This window comes from Mesorhizobium subarcticum (assembly GCF_055456085.1).
In genome coordinates this window covers 4836546-4854511 of the sequence record NZ_CM144237.1, presented here as the reverse complement: position 1 = coordinate 4854511, position 17966 = coordinate 4836546, and the positions used below count along the sequence as shown (strand labels likewise).

At 61.0% G+C, this 17966-nt stretch carries 19 protein-coding genes; 12 read left to right on the top strand and 7 right to left on the bottom strand.

Going from position 1 to position 17966, the window contains the following annotated elements:
• Window positions 1-137 precede the first annotated feature (137 nt).
• Window positions 138-2117 carry a bifunctional 2',3'-cyclic-nucleotide 2'-phosphodiesterase/3'-nucleotidase gene (locus tag ACZYHG_RS23575; RefSeq protein ID WP_464610609.1) on the top strand — a complete coding sequence of 660 codons (1980 nt, stop codon included), beginning with the start codon at window positions 138-140 and terminating at the stop codon, window positions 2115-2117.
• Between the two features lie 61 nt (window positions 2118-2178).
• Here ACZYHG_RS23575 and ACZYHG_RS23570 read toward each other — a convergent pair whose 3' ends face one another.
• Window positions 2179-2469: a hypothetical protein gene (locus ACZYHG_RS23570; RefSeq protein ID WP_464610608.1), complete on the bottom strand. Its 291-nt coding sequence runs from the start codon at window positions 2467-2469 to the stop codon at window positions 2179-2181.
• Between the two features lie 69 nt (window positions 2470-2538).
• Entirely contained in the window at window positions 2539-3795 is a 1257-nt protein-coding gene (locus ACZYHG_RS23565) for a class I SAM-dependent methyltransferase (RefSeq protein WP_464610607.1), read from the bottom strand.
• Between the two features lie 412 nt (window positions 3796-4207).
• On the opposite strand from ACZYHG_RS23565, the gene ACZYHG_RS23560 reads away from it, so the two are divergent.
• Both ACZYHG_RS23560 and ACZYHG_RS23555 read left to right on the top strand, forming a co-directional pair.
• Entirely contained in the window at window positions 4208-4342 is a 135-nt protein-coding gene (locus tag ACZYHG_RS23560; protein ID WP_275451202.1) for a hypothetical protein, read from the top strand.
• Window positions 4343-4509: 167 nt separating this feature from the next.
• Window positions 4510-4821, top strand: a complete 312-nt coding sequence (locus ACZYHG_RS23555; RefSeq protein WP_464610606.1) for a Dabb family protein — start codon at window positions 4510-4512, stop codon at window positions 4819-4821.
• Here ACZYHG_RS23555 and ACZYHG_RS23550 read toward each other — a convergent pair.
• Genes ACZYHG_RS23550 through ACZYHG_RS23535 form a run of 4 tightly spaced genes read right to left on the bottom strand, consistent with a single transcriptional unit; the run spans window position 4770 to window position 9052 of the window.
• Window positions 4770-5780 (bottom strand): glycosyltransferase family 2 protein, encoded by a 1011-nt coding sequence (locus ACZYHG_RS23550; RefSeq protein WP_464610605.1) that lies wholly within the window; start codon window positions 5778-5780, stop codon window positions 4770-4772. The two genes, ACZYHG_RS23555 and ACZYHG_RS23550, sit on opposite strands and share 52 nt — an antisense overlap.
• Complete coding sequence (locus ACZYHG_RS23545; protein WP_464610604.1) at window positions 5777-6790, bottom strand: GNAT family N-acetyltransferase; 1014 nt, start codon at window positions 6788-6790, stop codon at window positions 5777-5779. Before ACZYHG_RS23545 ends, ACZYHG_RS23550 begins: the two co-directional genes overlap by 4 nt.
• Window positions 6783-7760, bottom strand: a complete 978-nt coding sequence (locus tag ACZYHG_RS23540; RefSeq protein WP_464610603.1) for a hypothetical protein — start codon at window positions 7758-7760, stop codon at window positions 6783-6785. The genes ACZYHG_RS23545 and ACZYHG_RS23540 overlap by 8 nt, the downstream gene beginning before the upstream one ends.
• Window positions 7757-9052 (bottom strand): glycosyltransferase, encoded by a 1296-nt coding sequence (locus ACZYHG_RS23535; RefSeq protein ID WP_464610602.1) that lies wholly within the window; start codon window positions 9050-9052, stop codon window positions 7757-7759. Before ACZYHG_RS23535 ends, ACZYHG_RS23540 begins: the two co-directional genes overlap by 4 nt.
• A 240-nt stretch (window positions 9053-9292) precedes the next feature.
• Here ACZYHG_RS23535 and ACZYHG_RS23530 point away from each other — a divergent pair, with 240 nt between their 5' ends.
• From ACZYHG_RS23530 to ACZYHG_RS23515, 4 genes are all read left to right on the top strand, one after another.
• The gene (locus ACZYHG_RS23530) at window positions 9293-10177 is read left to right on the top strand and encodes a VOC family protein (RefSeq protein WP_464610601.1); all 885 of its coding nucleotides are present in this window, start codon (window positions 9293-9295) and stop codon (window positions 10175-10177) included.
• Window positions 10174-11034 (top strand): 3-deoxy-8-phosphooctulonate synthase, encoded by an 861-nt coding sequence (gene kdsA / locus ACZYHG_RS23525; RefSeq protein ID WP_464610600.1) that lies wholly within the window; start codon window positions 10174-10176, stop codon window positions 11032-11034. The genes ACZYHG_RS23530 and kdsA overlap by 4 nt, the downstream gene beginning before the upstream one ends.
• 80 nt (window positions 11035-11114) lie before the next feature.
• Complete coding sequence (locus ACZYHG_RS23520; RefSeq protein WP_027028899.1) at window positions 11115-11318, top strand: dodecin family protein; 204 nt, start codon at window positions 11115-11117, stop codon at window positions 11316-11318.
• An 84-nt stretch (window positions 11319-11402) separates the two neighbouring features.
• Window positions 11403-11768: a PRC-barrel domain-containing protein gene (locus ACZYHG_RS23515; RefSeq protein ID WP_027028900.1), complete on the top strand. Its 366-nt coding sequence runs from the start codon at window positions 11403-11405 to the stop codon at window positions 11766-11768.
• Between the two features lie 58 nt (window positions 11769-11826).
• Here the strand turns inward: ACZYHG_RS23515 and ACZYHG_RS23510 are convergent, their stop codons facing one another.
• Window positions 11827-11952, bottom strand: a complete 126-nt coding sequence (locus tag ACZYHG_RS23510; protein ID WP_464610599.1) for a hypothetical protein — start codon at window positions 11950-11952, stop codon at window positions 11827-11829.
• A gap of 212 nt (window positions 11953-12164) precedes the next feature.
• Here ACZYHG_RS23510 and eno point away from each other — a divergent pair, with 212 nt between their 5' ends.
• The 5 genes from eno to ACZYHG_RS23485 all read left to right on the top strand — a co-directional run bounded on the left by eno (window position 12165) and on the right by ACZYHG_RS23485 (window position 17957).
• Window positions 12165-13439, top strand: a complete 1275-nt coding sequence (eno, locus tag ACZYHG_RS23505; RefSeq protein WP_027028901.1) for a phosphopyruvate hydratase — start codon at window positions 12165-12167, stop codon at window positions 13437-13439.
• A 157-nt stretch (window positions 13440-13596) separates the two neighbouring features.
• Window positions 13597-13920, top strand: a complete 324-nt coding sequence (locus ACZYHG_RS23500) for an FtsB family cell division protein (RefSeq protein ID WP_027028902.1) — start codon at window positions 13597-13599, stop codon at window positions 13918-13920.
• Between the two features lie 193 nt (window positions 13921-14113).
• Window positions 14114-15151 carry a pyruvate dehydrogenase (acetyl-transferring) E1 component subunit alpha gene (gene pdhA, locus ACZYHG_RS23495; RefSeq protein WP_464610598.1) on the top strand — a complete coding sequence of 346 codons (1038 nt, stop codon included), beginning with the start codon at window positions 14114-14116 and terminating at the stop codon, window positions 15149-15151.
• Between the two features lie 14 nt (window positions 15152-15165).
• Window positions 15166-16563, top strand: coding sequence for a pyruvate dehydrogenase complex E1 component subunit beta (locus ACZYHG_RS23490; RefSeq protein WP_464610597.1), 1398 nt, complete (start codon window positions 15166-15168; stop codon window positions 16561-16563).
• Between the two features lie 20 nt (window positions 16564-16583).
• The gene (locus ACZYHG_RS23485) at window positions 16584-17957 is read left to right on the top strand and encodes a pyruvate dehydrogenase complex dihydrolipoamide acetyltransferase (RefSeq protein WP_464610596.1); all 1374 of its coding nucleotides are present in this window, start codon (window positions 16584-16586) and stop codon (window positions 17955-17957) included.
• The last annotated feature ends 9 nt before the right edge of the window (window positions 17958-17966 follow it).

Here is a 17966-nt window from a genome sequence, read left to right as displayed (position 1 = left end):
GTCCCATTCATCCGCACGTCATCTCTGGCTGATGGACTGATGTCCGCACGCACGCGACCTGTTGAGTGGACTTGAGCCGATTTCGGCGCCAAGTTTGCTTCGGGGGCAGGGCGTCACGTCGTCGAAGAGGAGAAAACATGTCACAACTGCTCCATCCCGTCTCTCGCCGCAATTTCCTCGCTGGCGTCGCTGCCACAGGGGCGCTGATCGTGCTTCATCCCTTCTCTGCCCGCGCGCAGGCCAACCAGGCGCATCTTCGCATCATGGAGACCACGGATATCCATGTGAATGTGCTGCCTTATGATTATTACGCCGACAAAGCCAACGACACGATGGGCCTGTCGCGCACGGCATCACTGATCGATGCAGTGCGCAAGGAAGCCGCCAATTCGATGCTGATCGACAATGGCGACCTGCTGCAGGGTAACCCGATGGGCGACTACATCGCCTACGAAAAGGGCCTGAAGGACGGCGATCTCCATCCGATCATGAAGGGCATGAACCTGCTCGGCTACGAGTGCTCGACGCTCGGCAACCACGAGTTCAACTACGGCCTGTCCTTCCTGGACAAGGCGCTGGCCGGCGCCAATTTCCCGTTCGTCTGCGCCAATCTGATCCGCGGCACCGCGCTTGCCGCCAACCCACGCGACGACAAGCTCTATCTCAAGCCCTATGTGATCCTCGACAAGAAGATCAAGGATGGTTCGGGCTCCGAGCAGCCGATCAGGATCGGCATAATCGGCTTCGTACCGCCGCAGATCATGGTCTGGGATCTCAAGAATCTCGAAGGCAACGTCAAGACGCGCGACATTGTCGAGGCGGCCAGGGCATGGGTGCCGCAGATGAAGGAGGAGGGGGCTGACATCATCATTGCGCTCTCCCATTCCGGCATCGATGTGAAGCAGGGCGACATGATGGAGAACGCGTCGTTCTTCGTTGCCGGCGTCGATGGCATCGATGCCGTGTTCACCGGCCACCAGCATCTTGTCTTCCCAGGCAAGAAGGATTTCCAGTCGCTCGAGGGCGTCGACACGCAAAAAGGCACCTTGCAGGGCAAGCCCGCCGTCATGGGTGGTTTCTGGGGCTCGCATATGGGGCTGATCGACCTGATGCTGGAGCGCGACGGATCGAAATGGAGGGTCGTTTCCGCCACGTCCGAGGCGCGGCCGATCTTCGAGCGCGTCGACAACAAGAACAAGCCGACTGTTCCCGACGACAAGCGCATCATCGCAGCGCTCGAACAGGACCACCAGGCGACCTTGGCCTATGTGCGCCGTCCTGTCGGCAAGACCTCCGCGCCGCTCTACTCCTATTTCTCGCTGGTTGCCGACGATCCGTCGGTGCAAGTCGTCAACCAGGCACAGACCTGGTACTTGAAGGACATTCTCAAGAGCACGCAGTGGAAGGATGTCCCGCTGTTGTCGGCCGCCGCTCCCTTCAAAGCCGGCGGGCGCAACGGCGCCGACTACTATACCGACATGCCGGCCGGCGACATCGCCATCAAGAACGTCGCCGACCTCTATCTCTACCCCAACACCGTGCGGGCCGTCGAAATCAACGGTGCGCAGGTGAAGGAATGGCTGGAAATGTCGGCAGGCATCTTCAACAGGATCGAGGCAGGGAAGGCCGACCAGGTGCTCATCAACACCGATTTCCCATCCTACAATTTCGACGTCATTGATGGCGTCACTTACAAGATAGACCTGTCGCAGCCGCCGAAATACGATGCCAAGGGCGGCGTGGCGAATGCCGGTGCCAACCGCATCGTCGACCTGATGTTCGATGGCAAGCCGATTGATCCAAATCAGAAATTCGTCGTTGCGACCAACAATTACAGGGCCGGTGGTGGCGGCAATTTCCCCGACATCAATGCCTCGAAGATCATCTATGAGGCGCCGGACACCAACCGCGACGTTATCGTTCGCTATATCGTAAGCCAGGGCACCATCAATCCGTCGGCCGACGACAACTGGTCGTTCGCGCCGCTGCCAGGAACCAGCGTCGTGTTCGAGACAGGCGTCAAGGCAAAGGATTTTATTGCCCAGGTGAAGTCGCTGAAGATCGAATCGGCGGGCGAGGGCGAAGCGGGTTTCGCCAGATATCGCATCCTGCTCTGATACGGCCGTCCAGGACGGTTCACCGCAACGCCGAGCCGCTCTGTCTGTTTGTTTTGATGGCTCAGTTGGTCGCAGGCGTTAGCGGCAAGGCTGTCGCGGGAGCTTGCGGGCTGACTGGCTGCGTTGGCTCAAGCGACATGCCAGTCGGGTCGCTGGGCACGGTCAGTGGCGCCATCCCGGCTGGAGCATGAACCTCGTGGATGGTCGAGGTCGGTGTGTTGTCGATGAGATCACTGGCACCAGGCGTCATTGTCGGGCTGATGCTGTGGCCCAGCGGATCGTTCATGACAGTGGGTGGCGCTATGCGCCGTGCGTCGGCAGCGGATATGGCGGCAAGCAGGACGCTCGCCATGCAATGCCACTCCCCGGCGCATCCCCCGAAAAGCTGGCCACTGGCGACGCAATCGATGAGTGTGCCGGCTTACGCCTTGTAGACCACCTGGCGCACGTCGATATAGCTGGCGCGGAATCCGGCCTCGCAATAGTGCAGGTAGAATTCCCAGAGCTTCTTGAAGCGATCGTCGAAGCCGAGCGGCACTATCTTCTCCCACGACGCCCAGAAGCGATTGCGCCATTCGGCGAGCGTGCGCGCATAGTCGTCGGGAAAAACGCGCTCACGCAGATGCGCGAGGCCATGATCCCTCCCGAGCGCCTTCAGGATCGACGGTGTCGGCAGCATGCCGCCAGGAAACACGTAGCGCTGGATGAAATCCGGCCTGGCGCGATAGGTGTCGTAGGCGGCTTCGTTGATGGTGATGATCTGCAGGCCCGCGGTACCGCCGGGCTTCAGGCAGGCTTTCATCTTCGAGAAGAACACAGGCCAGTATTTCTCGCCCACGGCCTCGAACATCTCGATCGAGGCGATGCGATCGTAAGTCCCCGTTTCGTCCCGATAATCCTGCAGCTTGATGTCGACCTTGTCGGCAAGCCCGGCCTTGGCGATGCGCGCCTTGGCGAAGTCGTGCTGTTCGCGGCTGATCGTCAGCCCGGTAACGCGGCAGCCGATTTCGCGCGCCGCGAATTCAGCAAAGCCACCCCAGCCACAGCCGATCTCCAGCACATGGTCCTTCCTGCTGATCCCTGTATCCCGGGCCAGTGCCCGGTATTTGGCGGCCTGGGCGCTTTCGAGGTCGTTGGCGCCGTTCGCGTAGAGCGCCGAGGAATAGGTCATGCTCGGGTCGAGCCATTCCTTGTAGAAGGCATTGCCGAGATCGTAATGCGCCGAGATATTGCGTTTCGAACCCGACCGCGTGTTCTCGTTGAACCAGTGGCGTATGCGCTGGACCGTGTTGATCAGCCAGCTCGCTCCGCCGGCGATCTTCTCGCCAAAGGCGGAGTTGACGACGAAGAGTTCAAGGAAACTGGTGACATCGGGGCTCTCCCAATCGCCGTCCATGTAGGATTCGGCGACGCCGATCGTGCCGCCGGAAAAGGCACGGCCGGGCAGGCGCCAGTTCTTGAGCACCAACTCGGCATCGGGACCTGGTGCCTTGCCGCCGACAAGGACGGCGCGGCCGTCCGGCATCCTAACCTTGAGTGAACCGCGCGGCAGGTTCATCGCCATCGACAGCACCATGCGCGCCTTGGCCGGCAGGCCCTTGACGATCTCAGCGAAATTGAACTCGTCGAGCCTGACCGCTTCGCCCGGCGTCGTGCCAAAAAGTTCGTTGTGAGCCATGTCACGCCCTTGAATTTTCGCGCTGCCGGCGCAATTGCCAACCGTGCGTCTCACAGTTCATACGCCGGGTTCGAACGTCGTTGCCTATCCACGGTATTCGGCAGCAGCGGCAACGGGCAAACTCCAAAAACGCTAGCCCACTAACCAGAGTTTCAGCGTTTGCCGGTGAATCCCCACGACAATCTTCCACATCGTTATGGGGAACTTCAAGAGGCAAGCCGACAGCTGGGCTGTGCCACGTGGCGTTTGGCGGCTGGTCGCTTTGTATCGGCTTGCTGTTGCCATGGCGCCGGCATGACCGAGACATCCTCAAAAGTCCTGATGTTTCGGCGCGTTTGAAGGTGAGCCCAGTGGATGCCGGCATATTAAAAACGCCTATGGCCGTCGCAACGCATGTGCGATAGCGTTAGCCATGCGTTATGTAATCGTCATTGCCGCCATCGCGTTCTTCCTGATCTGGGACGGCCTCTACAATCAGGGCCGGTATCTCGACATGTCTGTCAGGGAACTCTCCCATGTCGTGCGCTACGTCACCGGCAAAGCCTAGAGATACGCTTCAAAGGTAGCGGCCAGGCGCCTCATCCAGGATGTTGTAGCCGCGAGACGAGGTCCCTGCTGTCCAGGGCGCGTCGCAAAGACGCGTGGCCCCATGGAAGGTTGACGCGAAGAGCCCATCGTCACAAAAGACCCCGGCATTCAGATCAGGAGGCGGGATTGATCCGGCATATCGTTTTCTTCAGCGCGAAGCGCAAGGAGGATGTGGAGGCAGTGCACACCGGGCTGTTAGCGCTCGGCAACATTCCTCATTCCAACCTCTTCGAGGTCACGTTGAACACGAAGGTCGATCCGCTGTCCGATGAAGTCGACGTCGTCGTCTATGCCGAATTCGCCGATGACGCAGCACTGGCCGCTTACAAGGCGCATCCGCTCTATGCGCAGACCACGGCCAAGGTCAAACCATTGCGCGAACTGCGTTATTCCGCCGATGTCGTGGCAGGCAGCGGATCCAGCGCCGGCGGCAACTGATCCAGCACCCGCGTTTGCTGACCCAGCGCTTGCTCCAGCAGGCGCCGTTGTCGACGTCCCATAAAATAGCCGGGCAGCACGTGGAAGCCGCTTGGCAGATGGCTGGCCTTGCGCCAGGCCTTCACTTCAGCCAGTGCATCACCGAAATGACCTTGCGCCATCGCCTTCAGCGGACCGCGCACCGTCAGATAGCTGACGATCAATTCATAGCCCTGCGATCGATAGTCGGGACAGCGGGCGACGAAATCATCCAGTCCCCTGATATAACCGGCATGGTTTCGTGAAATCGAGTTCCCGGACCGATATTTGAGAACGTCGGTGGCCGCGCCGAAGGCGATGCGATGTTGTCGCGCCAGGCGCAGCAGCAATTCTCTATCCTGATGGCGCCACAGGTCCGGATCATAGCCGCCGACCGCGGTGAAGGCCGCGCGGCGAACCGTGACGGTCGAATTGGTCAGCGGGATGCAGTGGCAGAGCAGGAGTTGCCGCAGTCTTTCGCTATCGGGCGTAATACGCGGCAGTCGGTGCACCCGTTCGCCGCTGTTCGAAATATCGCTGAAGCCGTCTATGCTGCAGGCGATGTCAGGGTTCTCGTCGAAGAAGGCGATCAGCCGATCCAACCGCCCGGGGCGAAAGGCGTCGTCCGAATCGAGAAAGGCGATGAGCGGTGCGCTGGACAGGGCGGCGCCCTCGTTGCGAGCCCTGTTGGCGCCGACCGGCGCTGGAAAGCGGCGCCATTTCAGTCTCGGATCTTCGAGCGATGCCAGGTAGTTCTCGGTCCCATCAGTCGATCCGTCGTCGATAACCGCGACCTCGATGTCTGTTCGGAGGCTGCCAAGTACGGACGCCAGCGTGCGCGGCAGGCTTTTGCGCCGGTTTCTGGCGGGGATCACGACAGCAAGGCGGGGCGTGACGGCGCTCGCGATTTCCTTGGGAAAGGATGTCGGAACGACCGTCATAGCCGAAACTCGTGCATGGTGGTGCGGGTGCAGCCGAAGTCGGCCTTGAAGGGTTCGTCGCCTATGGTGAAATCGAAGGCCTTGCCGCCCTCGGCGGCCCATGCCGCCATGACCAGGTCCAGCACCACGCGACCGGGAGAATGATGGGCGTGGGACGTATAGTTGCAGCCCAGCAGGATGTAGCGAAAGCAGTCACCATCGACCAAGCCGAAGACAAAGGCGATCGGATCATGCTTGGCGCCGAGGCGATAGGTTCGTGCAAGGCCGGAGCGCGCGCCGTTGGTGGCGAGATCGATGTAGAATTCGAGACCGTGCACTGTCTGCAGCGGATCGTCGGGAAAGCGTCCGGCGCGGAAGTCGCTCGTCGCAACCAGGGCTTGACGCGCGCCGTCTGGCTCGACCAGTTCCAGCTTCAGCCCGCCAGCTTCGGCAAGCCTGCGCGCCTTGCGGTCGAGGCCAGCCCTGCGACGGGAACCGAGATTGATCCTGCGCCACTGGGCGTAAGGAAAACCAAAGCGCACCGCATGCGCACCGAAGTCGAGGGTGGACGGCTCGACCCCAAGCAGCAGGCGCCACAGATGCAGATGGCTATGATGGACAGGGCCGATTCTCAAGCCTGCATGGGCACCAAGCACTTCACGAAAGAGCTGCGCGGTCTTTGCGCCAACGGTGATGCCCTTGGCGATGACAGGACACACATAGTCGGTGACACCGAGAAAGGCATATTCGATCGAAGGGGCCGCATCGCCGCTTTTGCGCCGGACGAGCGGGACGAGCAGCTGGAGTTCGCCGTCGCGATCCCGGCCGGTGACCACCAGCGGTTCGGCGTCATGCGCCGGAGCGATATTGCGGTAGAAAGCCGCGAGCCAGTCCGGGTGCTGGAAAGCTGATGCAGACGCACCTGAGTACAGCCGCCGGTACTCGTTCGAATCGAAATCGAAGCGATCGCTCGCGCCGAGGAGGATCGGCCGATCGGGACTTCGATGTTCTGGCGTGGCAAGGTCAAGCACGCTTCAGCCCCGTGAAAAGTCTTCTGAACGCCTGTTGCGGGACAAGCGCAGGATCGTCGAGGCTGATGCGGGGGCCAACCGGCAAGTCCACGGCGCGCAAGGCGGCGTACAGCCTGTCTTCCGAAAGTCTCTGGGTCTCAACGCGCTGAGGAGGCGTTTCCCGATAGATCGTGCTGTGGGAACCGTGCGCCGGATTGGTGTTGATCTCAAAGATCTGCGGACGTCCGTCGACCAGCGAGAAGTCGGCGCGTCCATAGTCGATGCCGGCAAGGTCGAATGCCCTGCGCAGCACTTCTTCATACAAATTGCCTTCGACGAACTGGCGCTCGTTTTCGAGGAATGTCTCGAACATCGGATGGGCGAGGAGACGTTTGGTATCCTGGACATCCTTGGCCACCCAGCGGAAGTCGACGGCATGGTGATGGGCGATCAGCCGATGGCCGACGCGATAGGTGGCAAAGCGCTGCCAGACGCCGGGGCTCACTTCCTGTCCGGCATATTCGATCACCATCTTGCCGACCAGCGGTATCCCGTTCGCTCTCATCCGGCTCAATGTCGCATCAAGCGCCGGCTGGTCAGCGATCAATTCGAGGTCGGCCGAAAGGTGATCAAACTCATTGCGGATGAACACGGGAAAGCTGTTCGGGCGTGGCTGGCATTCACAACGCCAGGCCGAGAAGCGGTTGATGCCGGCCACATTCAGGGCTTTCAACAGGTCGTGGCGGCTCAGCACATGGGCGGGATGGTTGAGAACGCGCGCACCTCCGCTCTCAAGCCGGTTGGCGACCCTGGCAGCCAGTGCGATCTCGAAGTTCGAAAGCCGCTCGTGATCGGTGAAGATCCATGTGCCGGAACGCAGTTCTTTCTGTCGGAACAGGCGCTCGTAGCTCCAATGGCGTGCGTTGCCCAACTGGCGGACCAGATGGCGAACGGTATAGGAGTGGCTGCGCGTGGTGACGAGATTGATCAAGCACCATCCGGCGAGCCGCCGTCCTCCTGCAGCGCCAGAATTCCCATCGTGGGTCGCGATCCGTTCTTCGAGCCTGCAAGAACCGAAGCATAAAGGGCAAGGTTGAGCGCGACTGCCGAATCCAGCGAAAAATCCTGCGCGCGCCGACGCCCTCGCGCCACCAACACATCCCTTGCGTCGCCGTTGGCAAGCAGCTGCAGCGTTCGCTCGGCGAGTTCTTCTCTCCGTCCTTCCGGCACCAGCGCCAATGCTTCGGGCCGACCGGCCACGTCAACCACCCCACCGACGGCATAGGCGACAACAGGCACGTCTGCCGCCATCGCTTCGAGCAGGACGCTGCCGAACACTTCGCGGCGTGAGGGCAGGATCATCACGTCGGAAATCTCAAGCCCTTTCTTGACCTCGGCCGGCGAGACAAACCCGGTGATGGTCCACCAGCCTGGTCGCGAGATCGCGGCGAGAGCGGTCTCGAGTTTGCGACGGTCGGGACCATCTCCGCAGACGAGCAGGAATATGCCTTCTTCGGACAGTCGCTCGACAAGTGCCGGTAAATCCTGCCAGCCCTTTTCGGCACTGACACGGCCGATAAAGCTGACGATCGGGCGCCCGTCCGCGATGCCATGCTCGTCGCGAAAGGCTTGAAGCGCCTCCGCGGCCGCTGGTTGGCGGAAAGCCTCGACGTCGACAGCATCGGGGATCACGTCGACGCGCGAGGCATCGAGCCCCAATTCGCCCGCCGCGCTCCGGCCATATGTGTCGGTCAGCGCAACGATCCGGTCCGCCGATTTCAAGGCCGCCCGCTCGATCCAGCGGGTGACATCGTATGGCTTGCCCCTGAGCCGAAGCGCGCTCTGAAATCCGGACCACAAAGGCGTGTTCATCGAAACGACAAGCGGTATCTTCAGCCTGCCGACAATGATGGCGATGATCCTGCACCAGATCGAATGGTTGAAATGGATATGAACGACATCGTAGCGGCGACGGGCGCGTAGAAGCTCCGGTATCGCGCCCATAAACCAGCTGAAGCACAGCATCGGGCCGGCCAGGAATTCGGGCAGCCAGAAGCCTGTACATTTTACCTGCATCGTCGCGGACAGTTGCACGTGCCTTGGGCTGCCAGGGATGTAGCTGGTCAGAACAGTCTGAGCCGTGCCGGCCTTGTCCATGCCTTGCGCGATCGTCCATGTCTGGTTCTGCAATCCGCCGACCGGATCGAACGCAACCGGCCAATTGCCGGGCCGGTAGAAATGCGGCGTGATCCGCAAGATCCTGAGCATGCAGTTGCCCGCCATTCGTGGTTCCAGCCGTGCAAGCAAGGCAATGGGCGCCATTCGACGTCGAATCGCGACGTCGTGACAATTGTCCAAGACGGAATTCGCAACATCCCCCATGCGGGGGATATCCTTACGTCAATTCCCCTGGTGGCAGAAGAAGAAATTGGGGCCTTTTCTGATGGCTGTTGGCACGTGGCTGACTGCGGTATCGCTATCAAGTCTTGAACCGATTTACGGAATGATGCACATCGCGCCTCCATGACCCAAACAACAGCAGCCGGTATTCACCCGCTCGATCATCTGGTGCTGCCGACGCAGAACCTCGATGTGGCGCGAGCGCGGCTCAGTTCACTTGGCTTCGTCGTCGCCCCGACCGGCATCCATCCGTTTGGAACGGAAAACTGCTGCGTTTTCCTCGCCGACGGCACCTATCTGGAACCGCTTGCCATCGGCGATGAGCAGGCTGCGATGAAAGCCATTGCTGATGGCAACGTCTTCGTCGCGCGCGACCGCGCCTATCGCGAAAGCCGCGGCGACGAGGGATTTTCCGCGGTGGTTCTGGGAACCGACCATGCCGATGCCGACCATGCGCGCTATGTCGAAGCCGGCCTGTCGGCAGGAGACACGCTGAGCTTTTCGCGCGCTTTCACCGATATATCAGGCAAAAGCGAGGTCGCGTCATTCAAACTGGCCTTCGCGTCGGCCAGCGAGGCAACCGACGCGTTCCTGTTTGCCTGCCAGCGGATCAACGCGCCAAAGGTGGACCGTACAGCCTTGCAGGCTCACGCCAATGGCGCCAGCGGGATCCTCGAGGTGGTGGCGATCAGCGACCAGCCCGCCGAGCAGATCAGGTTGATCTCCGTGGCGGTGAACGATCCCGCTGTCGACGGCGAGGTGTTCCGCCTGCCGAATGCAACCTTGAGCGTGCTTGACGGCAAATCTTTCACCGCTCGCTTTGGCATTCCGGCCGGATCCTCGACAAAACTTCGCTTCGCCGCGATCGTCTTTGCTGTCCCAAGCATCGATGTCACATCGCGGCTGCTTGCAGCCAATTCCATTCAGCACGATATAGCGGGCAATGACATTGTCGTGCAGCCGGCATCCGGACAGGGCGCGGCTTTCATCTTCCGGGAGATTCCATGAGCAAGTCCCAAGCGTCCAATTCGATGGCGCCCAATTCGACGGTAACGGTCGGCAACGTCGTTTTCGACAACAGCGCGGCTTTGGCGCTGATCGCCGGCCCGTGCCAGTTCGAATCGCGTCAGCATGCCTTCGACATGGCCGGCGCGCTGAAGGAAATGACAGGCAAGCTCGGCATCGGCCTCGTCTACAAGACCAGCTACGACAAGGCCAATCGCACCTCGCTGTCGGCGACGCGCGGCGCAGGCATGGACGCTGCACTTCCGGTCTTCGACGAACTGCGCAAGGAATTTTCGCTTCCCATTTTGACCGATGTCCACACCGAGGAGCAGTGCGCGATCGTCGCGCCGCATGTCGATGTGCTGCAGATTCCAGCTTTCCTGTCGCGCCAGACCGACATGCTGGTCGCCGCTGCCAGGACAGGCAAGGTCATCAATGTGAAGAAGGGGCAGTTCCTCGCCCCCTGGGACATGAAGAACGTGGTCGCCAAGATCACCGGCTCCGGCAACCCCAACGTCCTGACCACCGAGCGCGGCGCGTCATTCGGCTACAATACGCTGGTGTCTGACATGCGCGCGCTGCCGATCATGGCGGAAATCGGCGCGCCGGTGATCTTCGATGCCACGCATTCGGTGCAGCAGCCGGGCGGGCAGGGCGGCTCCTCCGGTGGCGAGCGCCGCTTTGTCGAAACCCTGGCTCGCGCGGCAGTTGCCGTCGGTGTTGCCGGCGTGTTCATCGAGACCCACCAGGATCCTGACAATTCGACGTCCTCCGATGGTCCCAACATGCTGCCGTTGAAGGATATGCCAGCGCTTCTTGAAAAGCTGATGGCATTCGACCGGATTGCGAAGGGTCGCTGAGCCAGGCGCCCGGCGCTTGTGGTCGGCAACAGCCGGTTGTACGGTTGGCCGGCAAATGAGCGTTTTGGCAGGAGGAAGCCATGTCTGTCGCCCGCGTCACCGAAATCACCTCGTCGTCGAAGAAGAGCTTTCAGGATGCCATCGAAAAGGGAGTCGCACGCGCATCGAAAACCCTTAAGAACGTCGAAGGCGCCTGGATCCAGGACCAGAAGATCGTCGTCGAGGATGGCAAGATCGCTGCCTATCGCGTCAACATGAAGGTGACTTTCATCCTCGCGGAGTGATTGGCCGCCGCCGAAAAAGTCGGGAACTTTCGCCCGCGCCCCTCATTGTCAAAGCATAGTTCAACGACAACGAGGAGCATGATCATGACAACCCAGACAGGCCACACCGAAGCCATCGCCGCTTCACGCGTCATCGGTACATCCGTCTACAATACCGAAGGCGACAAGATCGGCGGCATCGAGGACATCATGCTCGACAAGACGTCGAACGGCATCATGTTTGCGGTGATCGGTTTCGGCGGCTTCCTCGGCATTGGCGAGAAGTACCATGCCATTCCTTGGGCAAGTCTCGACTATGACGAGGACAAGGGCGGCTACATCGTGCCCTTCTCCAAGGATCAGCTGAAGGCGGCGCCCGCTTATTCGATCAACGAACTTGCCGGCGCCGATGGCGAGACAGCGCGCGATGCGTCCTATGACTACTACAAGGTCACGCCCTACTGGCATTGACGCGATGTGAATTAAAAAGGGCCTCGTTTCGACGAGGCCCTTTTGATTCAAGTCAGCGCTATTCGCTGACGTGCAGGGCCGGCAATGGCGCGAATGCCTTGGGTGGCGATTGCTGGCTGTCGCACGACGTCAGGAACGCCGCCGCGATCAGGAACAAACTCACGATACCGCTCAACTCGGACATGCTAGCTTAGTCATGGCGAAACTCCTCCTGTTTCGCCCCGCGCATAAAAACCATACCTCGAAATGCGCATCTGATGGCATGACTTATGATGACAGAAATTTGCGCTTCGTGAATTGGGCGGGCGGCACTATTCGGCGAGGGCCGGATTGCCTTTTGCGTCGCTTTGGCTAAGACGGGCGCGACCTTTCGTCAGATCAATCGGGGACATCGCAATGACCGCCATCATCGACATTGTCGGACGTGAAATCCTGGACAGCCGTGGAAACCCGACCGTCGAGGTCGATGTCGTGCTCGAAGACGGTTCGATGGGCCGCGCGGCGGTGCCGTCAGGCGCCTCGACCGGCGCCCACGAGGCGGTCGAGCTTCGCGACGGCGGCGCCCGCTATCTCGGCAAGGGCGTGCTCAAGGCCGTCGAGGCGGTCAATGGCGAGCTGTTCGAGGCGATCGGCGGCATGGAAGCCGAAAACCAGATCCACATCGATCAGACCATGATCGAACTCGATGGCACGCCCAACAAGAGCCGGCTCGGCGCCAATGCCATTCTCGGCGTTTCCCTGGCGGTGGCCAAGGCCGCGGCCGACGCCGCAGGCCTGCCGCTCTATCGCTATGTCGGTGGCACCAAGGCGCATATCCTGCCGGTGCCGATGATGAACATCATCAATGGCGGCGCCCATGCCGACAACCCGATCGACTTCCAGGAATTCATGATCCTGCCGGTCGGCGCACCGACGCTGCGCGAAGCCGTACGCTGGGGGTCGGAGATTTTCCACACGCTGCGCAAGAAGCTGAAGGATGCCGGCCACAACACCAATGTCGGCGACGAAGGCGGCTTTGCCCCGAACCTGAAGAGCGCTCCGGTCGCGCTCGATTTCATCATGGAATCAATCGAGAAGGCCGGTTTCAAGCCGGGCGAAGAGATCGCGCTCGGCCTTGATTGCGCCGCGACCGAGTTCTTCAAGGACGGCAACTACGTCTATGAAGGCGAGAAGAAGACGCGTGATCCCAAGGCGCAGGCCAAATACCTGGCCAAACTCGCCGCCGACTACCCGATCATTTCGATCGAGGACGGCCTGGCCGAGGACGACTGGGAAGGCTGGAAATACCTGACCGACCTGATCGGCAAGAAGACCCAGCTGGTCGGCGACGATCTGTTCGTCACCAACACGGCACGGCTGCGCGACGGTATCCGCATGGGCGTTGCCAATTCGATTCTGGTCAAGGTCAACCAGATCGGCTCGCTGACGGAAACGCTCGACGCCGTCGAGACCGCGCACAAGGCTGCTTACACCGCTGTCATGTCGCACCGTTCGGGTGAAACCGAGGATTCGACCATCGCCGATCTCGCCGTCGCCACCAATTGCGGGCAGATCAAGACCGGTTCGTTGTCACGCTCCGACCGCATGGCCAAGTACAACCAGCTGATCCGCATCGAGGAAGAGCTTGGCAAGCAGGCGCGCTACGCCGGCAAGTCGGTGATCAAGGGTTGATCCGAAAAGCCAATCCTGGATATTGTGCAAAGGGCGGGAGTATTCCCGCCCTTTTTCATTTCGCTGTCGCCGGGCCGGTCTCCGTAACTGTCCGTTAAGCACAATCAGGCGAAAAAGGGTCCGGGTCGTTTGAGTTTGCGGCCATGGGGAATCGGTTATGTGGACGCGTCAGCACAAGCAGAGAAATACCGGCCGGCTGATCATTCCCTCGCTTTGCGTCCTGTTCCTGGCCTATTTCGGCTTCCATGCCTATCACGGTGAATTCGGCATCAATTCGAAATATCAGCTGGAAGCGCAGACGGTTGCGCTGCAGGCTCAGCTCGATGCCGTCAAGGCGCGTCGGATAGAACTCGAACGGCGCGTTCGGCTCATGCATGACGGCACGCTTGAGAAGGACATGCTCGATGAGCAGGCGCGCAGGGCGCTTAACCTGTCCCAGGCTGATGAAATCACCATCATGTTGCCGGCTTCGTCGAAATAACTGTATTTCAGTTAATCACTAATATTTTCAATGATTTTAATCGCTTAGGCGCATGCCAGCTATGCAAATTCGTCATGGCGCAACGCTCTGACGCGTGTTAGCCTTGCATAAATCGGTGGGGAGAGCTGATCTTCCCAGGGCAGATTTCATCCTGCCCTAATGTCCGCAAAGAGACGCCAACAGGGAGTGATGCATGGCCACCGCAGCCAGAAAAGCGCCTGCCAAATCGAAATCCGACGGCAAATCAGGGCTTTCCGCGCCCAAGCCCGCTGAATTCACCAAGGACGAAGAGCTCGCTGCCTATCGGCACATGCTGCTCATCCGCCGCTTCGAGGAAAAGGCCGGCCAACTCTACGGCATGGGCTTCATTGGCGGCTTCTGCCATCTCTATATCGGCCAGGAAGCGGTCGTCACCGGCATGAAGATGGCGCTGATCGACGGCGACCAGATGATCACCGCTTATCGCGACCACGGCCACATGCTGGCGATGGAGCTTTCGCCGCGCGGCGTCATGGCCGAGCTGACCGGGCGCCGCGGTGGCCTGTCCAGGGGCAAGGGCGGCTCAATGCACATGTTCTCCAAGGAGAAGCATTTCTACGGCGGCCACGGCATTGTCGGCGCGCAGGTGTCGCTGGGCACCGGCTTGGCCTTCGCCAACCGTTATCGCGACAACAACAACGTCTCGCTGACCTATTTCGGCGACGGCGCGGCCAACCAGGGTCAGGTCTATGAAAGCTTCAACATGGCCTCGCTGTGGAAGCTGCCGGTGATCTACATTATCGAGAACAACCGCTACGCCATGGGCACCTCTGTCTCTCGTTCGTCGGCGGAGACCAATTTTTCGCATCGCGGCGCCTCGTTCAAAATTCCCGGCATCCAGGTCGACGGCATGGATGTGCGCGCGGTCAAATCCGCCGGCGATCAGGCGACCGAATGGTGCCGCGCGGGCAACGGGCCGATCATTCTCGAAATGCAGACTTACCGCTATCGCGGTCACTCGATGTCGGATCCGGCGAAATACCGCTCCAAGGAAGAAGTGCAGAAGATGCGCTCCGACCATGACCCGATCGAGCAGGTCAAGGCGCGGTTGACTGAGAAGAAGTGGGCGACCGAAGACGAGCTGAAGACCATCGACAAGGAGGTTCGCGACATCGTCGCCGACGCCGCCGAATTTGCCCAGAACGATGCAGAGCCGGATCCGTCCGAACTCTGGACCGATATCGTACTGTAAGGGAGGGCCAGGACATGCCGATCGAAATTCTCATGCCCGCTCTCTCGCCGACCATGGAAGAGGGCAATCTTTCCAAGTGGTTGAAGAACGAAGGCGACAAGGTCGTCGCCGGTGACGTCATCGCCGAGATAGAAACCGACAAGGCGACGATGGAAGTCGAAGCCGTCGATGAAGGCACGATTGGCAAGATCGTGGTTCCCGCTGGCACCGAAGGCGTCAAGGTCAATGCGGTGATCGCCATTTTGCTGCAGGACGGCGAAAGCGCTGCCGACGCTGGCAAGACTGCGGCGCCTGCCAAGGCGGAGGCGCCGGCAAAGGCTGAAGCACCGGCCGCCGCTGACGAGGCCGCTCCGGCAGCCAAGCCGGCACCTGTTGCCGCCGCCCCGAAAACCGAAATCGCCGCCGATCCGGACATTCCGGCCGGCACCGAGATGGTCTCGACCACGGTGCGCGAGGCGCTGCGCGATGCCATGGCCGAGGAGATGCGCCGTGACGGCGATGTCTTCGTCATGGGCGAGGAGGTTGCCGAATACCAGGGCGCCTACAAGATCACGCAAGGCCTGCTGCAGGAATTCGGACCGCGGCGCGTCGTCGACACGCCGATCACCGAGCACGGCTTCGCCGGCGTCGGTGTTGGTGCTGCGATGGCCGGGCTGAAGCCGATCGTCGAGTTCATGACTTTCAACTTCGCCATGCAGGCGATCGACCAGATCATCAACTCGGCCGCCAAGACGCTCTATATGTCGGGTGGCCAGATGGGCGCGCCGATCGTGTTCCGCGGACCGAACGGGGCTGCCGCTCGCGTCGCCGCCCAGCACTCGCAGTGTTATGCCGCCTGGTACAGCCACATTCCGGGCCTGAAAGTCGTGATGCCTTACACGGCCGCCGACGCCAAGGGCCTGCTCAAGGCGGCGATCCGCGATCCGAACCCGGTCATCTTCCTCGAGAACGAAATCCTCTACGGCCAGTCCTTCGACGTGCCGAAGCTGGATGATTTCGTGCTGCCCATCGGCAAGGCGCGCATCCACAAGGTGGGCAAGGACGTCACCATCGTCTCGTTCGGGATCGGCATGACATACGCGGTCAAGGCAGAAGCGGAACTGCGTGGCATGGGCATCGACGCGGAGATCATCGACCTGCGCACGATCCGCCCGCTGGACCTGGACACCATCATCGCCTCGGTCAAGAAGACCAACCGCCTGGTCGTGGTGGAGGAAGGTTATCCGCAGAGTTCGGTCGGCGACCACATCGCCAACCAGGTCTCGCAGCGCGCCTTCGATTTCCTCGACGCGCCGGTCATCACCATTGCCGGCAAGGACGTGCCGATGCCTTATGCGGCAAACCTCGAAAAGCTGGCATTGCCGAATGTCGGCGAGGTCATCGAGGCGGTCAAAGCCGTCGCGTATCGCTGAACCGGGCGGGAGGACAAGAAATGCCAATCAACATCACCATGCCGGCGCTCTCGCCCACGATGGAAGAGGGCAATCTTTCCAAATGGCTCGTGAAAGAGGGCGACAAGGTTTCGCCGGGCGATGTCATCGCCGAGATCGAGACCGACAAGGCGACGATGGAGGTCGAGGCCGTCGATGAGGGCACTGTTGCCAAGCTTGTCGTTCCCGCTGGCACCGAAGGCGTCAAGGTCAATGCGCTGATCGCCGTGCTCGCCGCCGAGGGCGAAGATGCAAGCGCTGCGGCGAAGAGCGGCGGCGACGCCGCACCGGCGAAAGCCGAGGCTGCGAAAACGGATGCCGCCAAGGCCGATGCGCCAAAGGCCGAGGCACCGAAGTCTGAACCTGTCACCCCTGCACCCAAGGCTGAGGCGGCTCCAGTAGCCAACGGCCATGCGGCTGGCGAACGCACCTTCGCCTCGCCGCTCGCACGCCGCATCGCCAAGGACGCTGGCGTCGATGTCTCCGCCGTAACCGGCACCGGTCCGCATGGCCGCGTGGTCAAGGCCGATGTCGATGCGGCGATTGCCGGTGTCGGTGCCAAGGCGGCGCCCGCAGCCAAGGCTCCGGCTGGCGCGCCTGCTGCTGCTGCTCCGGCAGTGAAGGCGATGTCGGACGATCAGGTGCTGAAGCTGTTCGAGCAGGGCTCCTACGACCTCGTCCCGCATGACAATATGCGCAAGACCATCGCGCGGCGGCTGGTCGAGGCCAAGACCACCATCCCGCATTTTTACCTGACGCTCGACTGCGAGCTCGATGCGCTGCTGGCGCTGCGCACGCAGATCAATGCGGCAGCGCCGATGAAGAAGACCGACAAAGGCGACGCTCCGGCCTACAAGCTGTCGGTCAACGACATGGTGATCAAGGCGATGGCGATGGCGCTGAAGGCGGTGCCGGATGCCAATGCCTCATGGACCGAAACCGCCATGGTCAAGCACAAGCACGCTGATGTCGGCGTTGCCGTGTCGATCCCCGGCGGCCTGATCACGCCGATCATTCGGCATGCGGACGAAAAGACGCTGTCGACCATTTCCAACGAGATGAAGGATCTGGCCAGTCGTGCCCGCAGCCGCAAGCTGAAGCCGGAAGAGTATCAGGGCGGCACCACGGCGGTGTCGAACCTCGGCATGTTCGGCATCAAGGACTTTGCCGCCGTCATCAACCCGCCGCATGCGACGATCCTGGCGGTCGGTGCCGGTGAGGAGCGGGCGGTGGTCAAGAACGGCGAGATCAAGATCGCCACGGTTATGTCTGTGACGCTGTCAACCGATCATCGCGCCGTTGACGGAGCGCTCGGTGCCGAACTGCTGGTCGCTTTCAAGCGGCTGATCGAAAACCCGATGGGCATGCTGGTTTAGGAAGGGAGA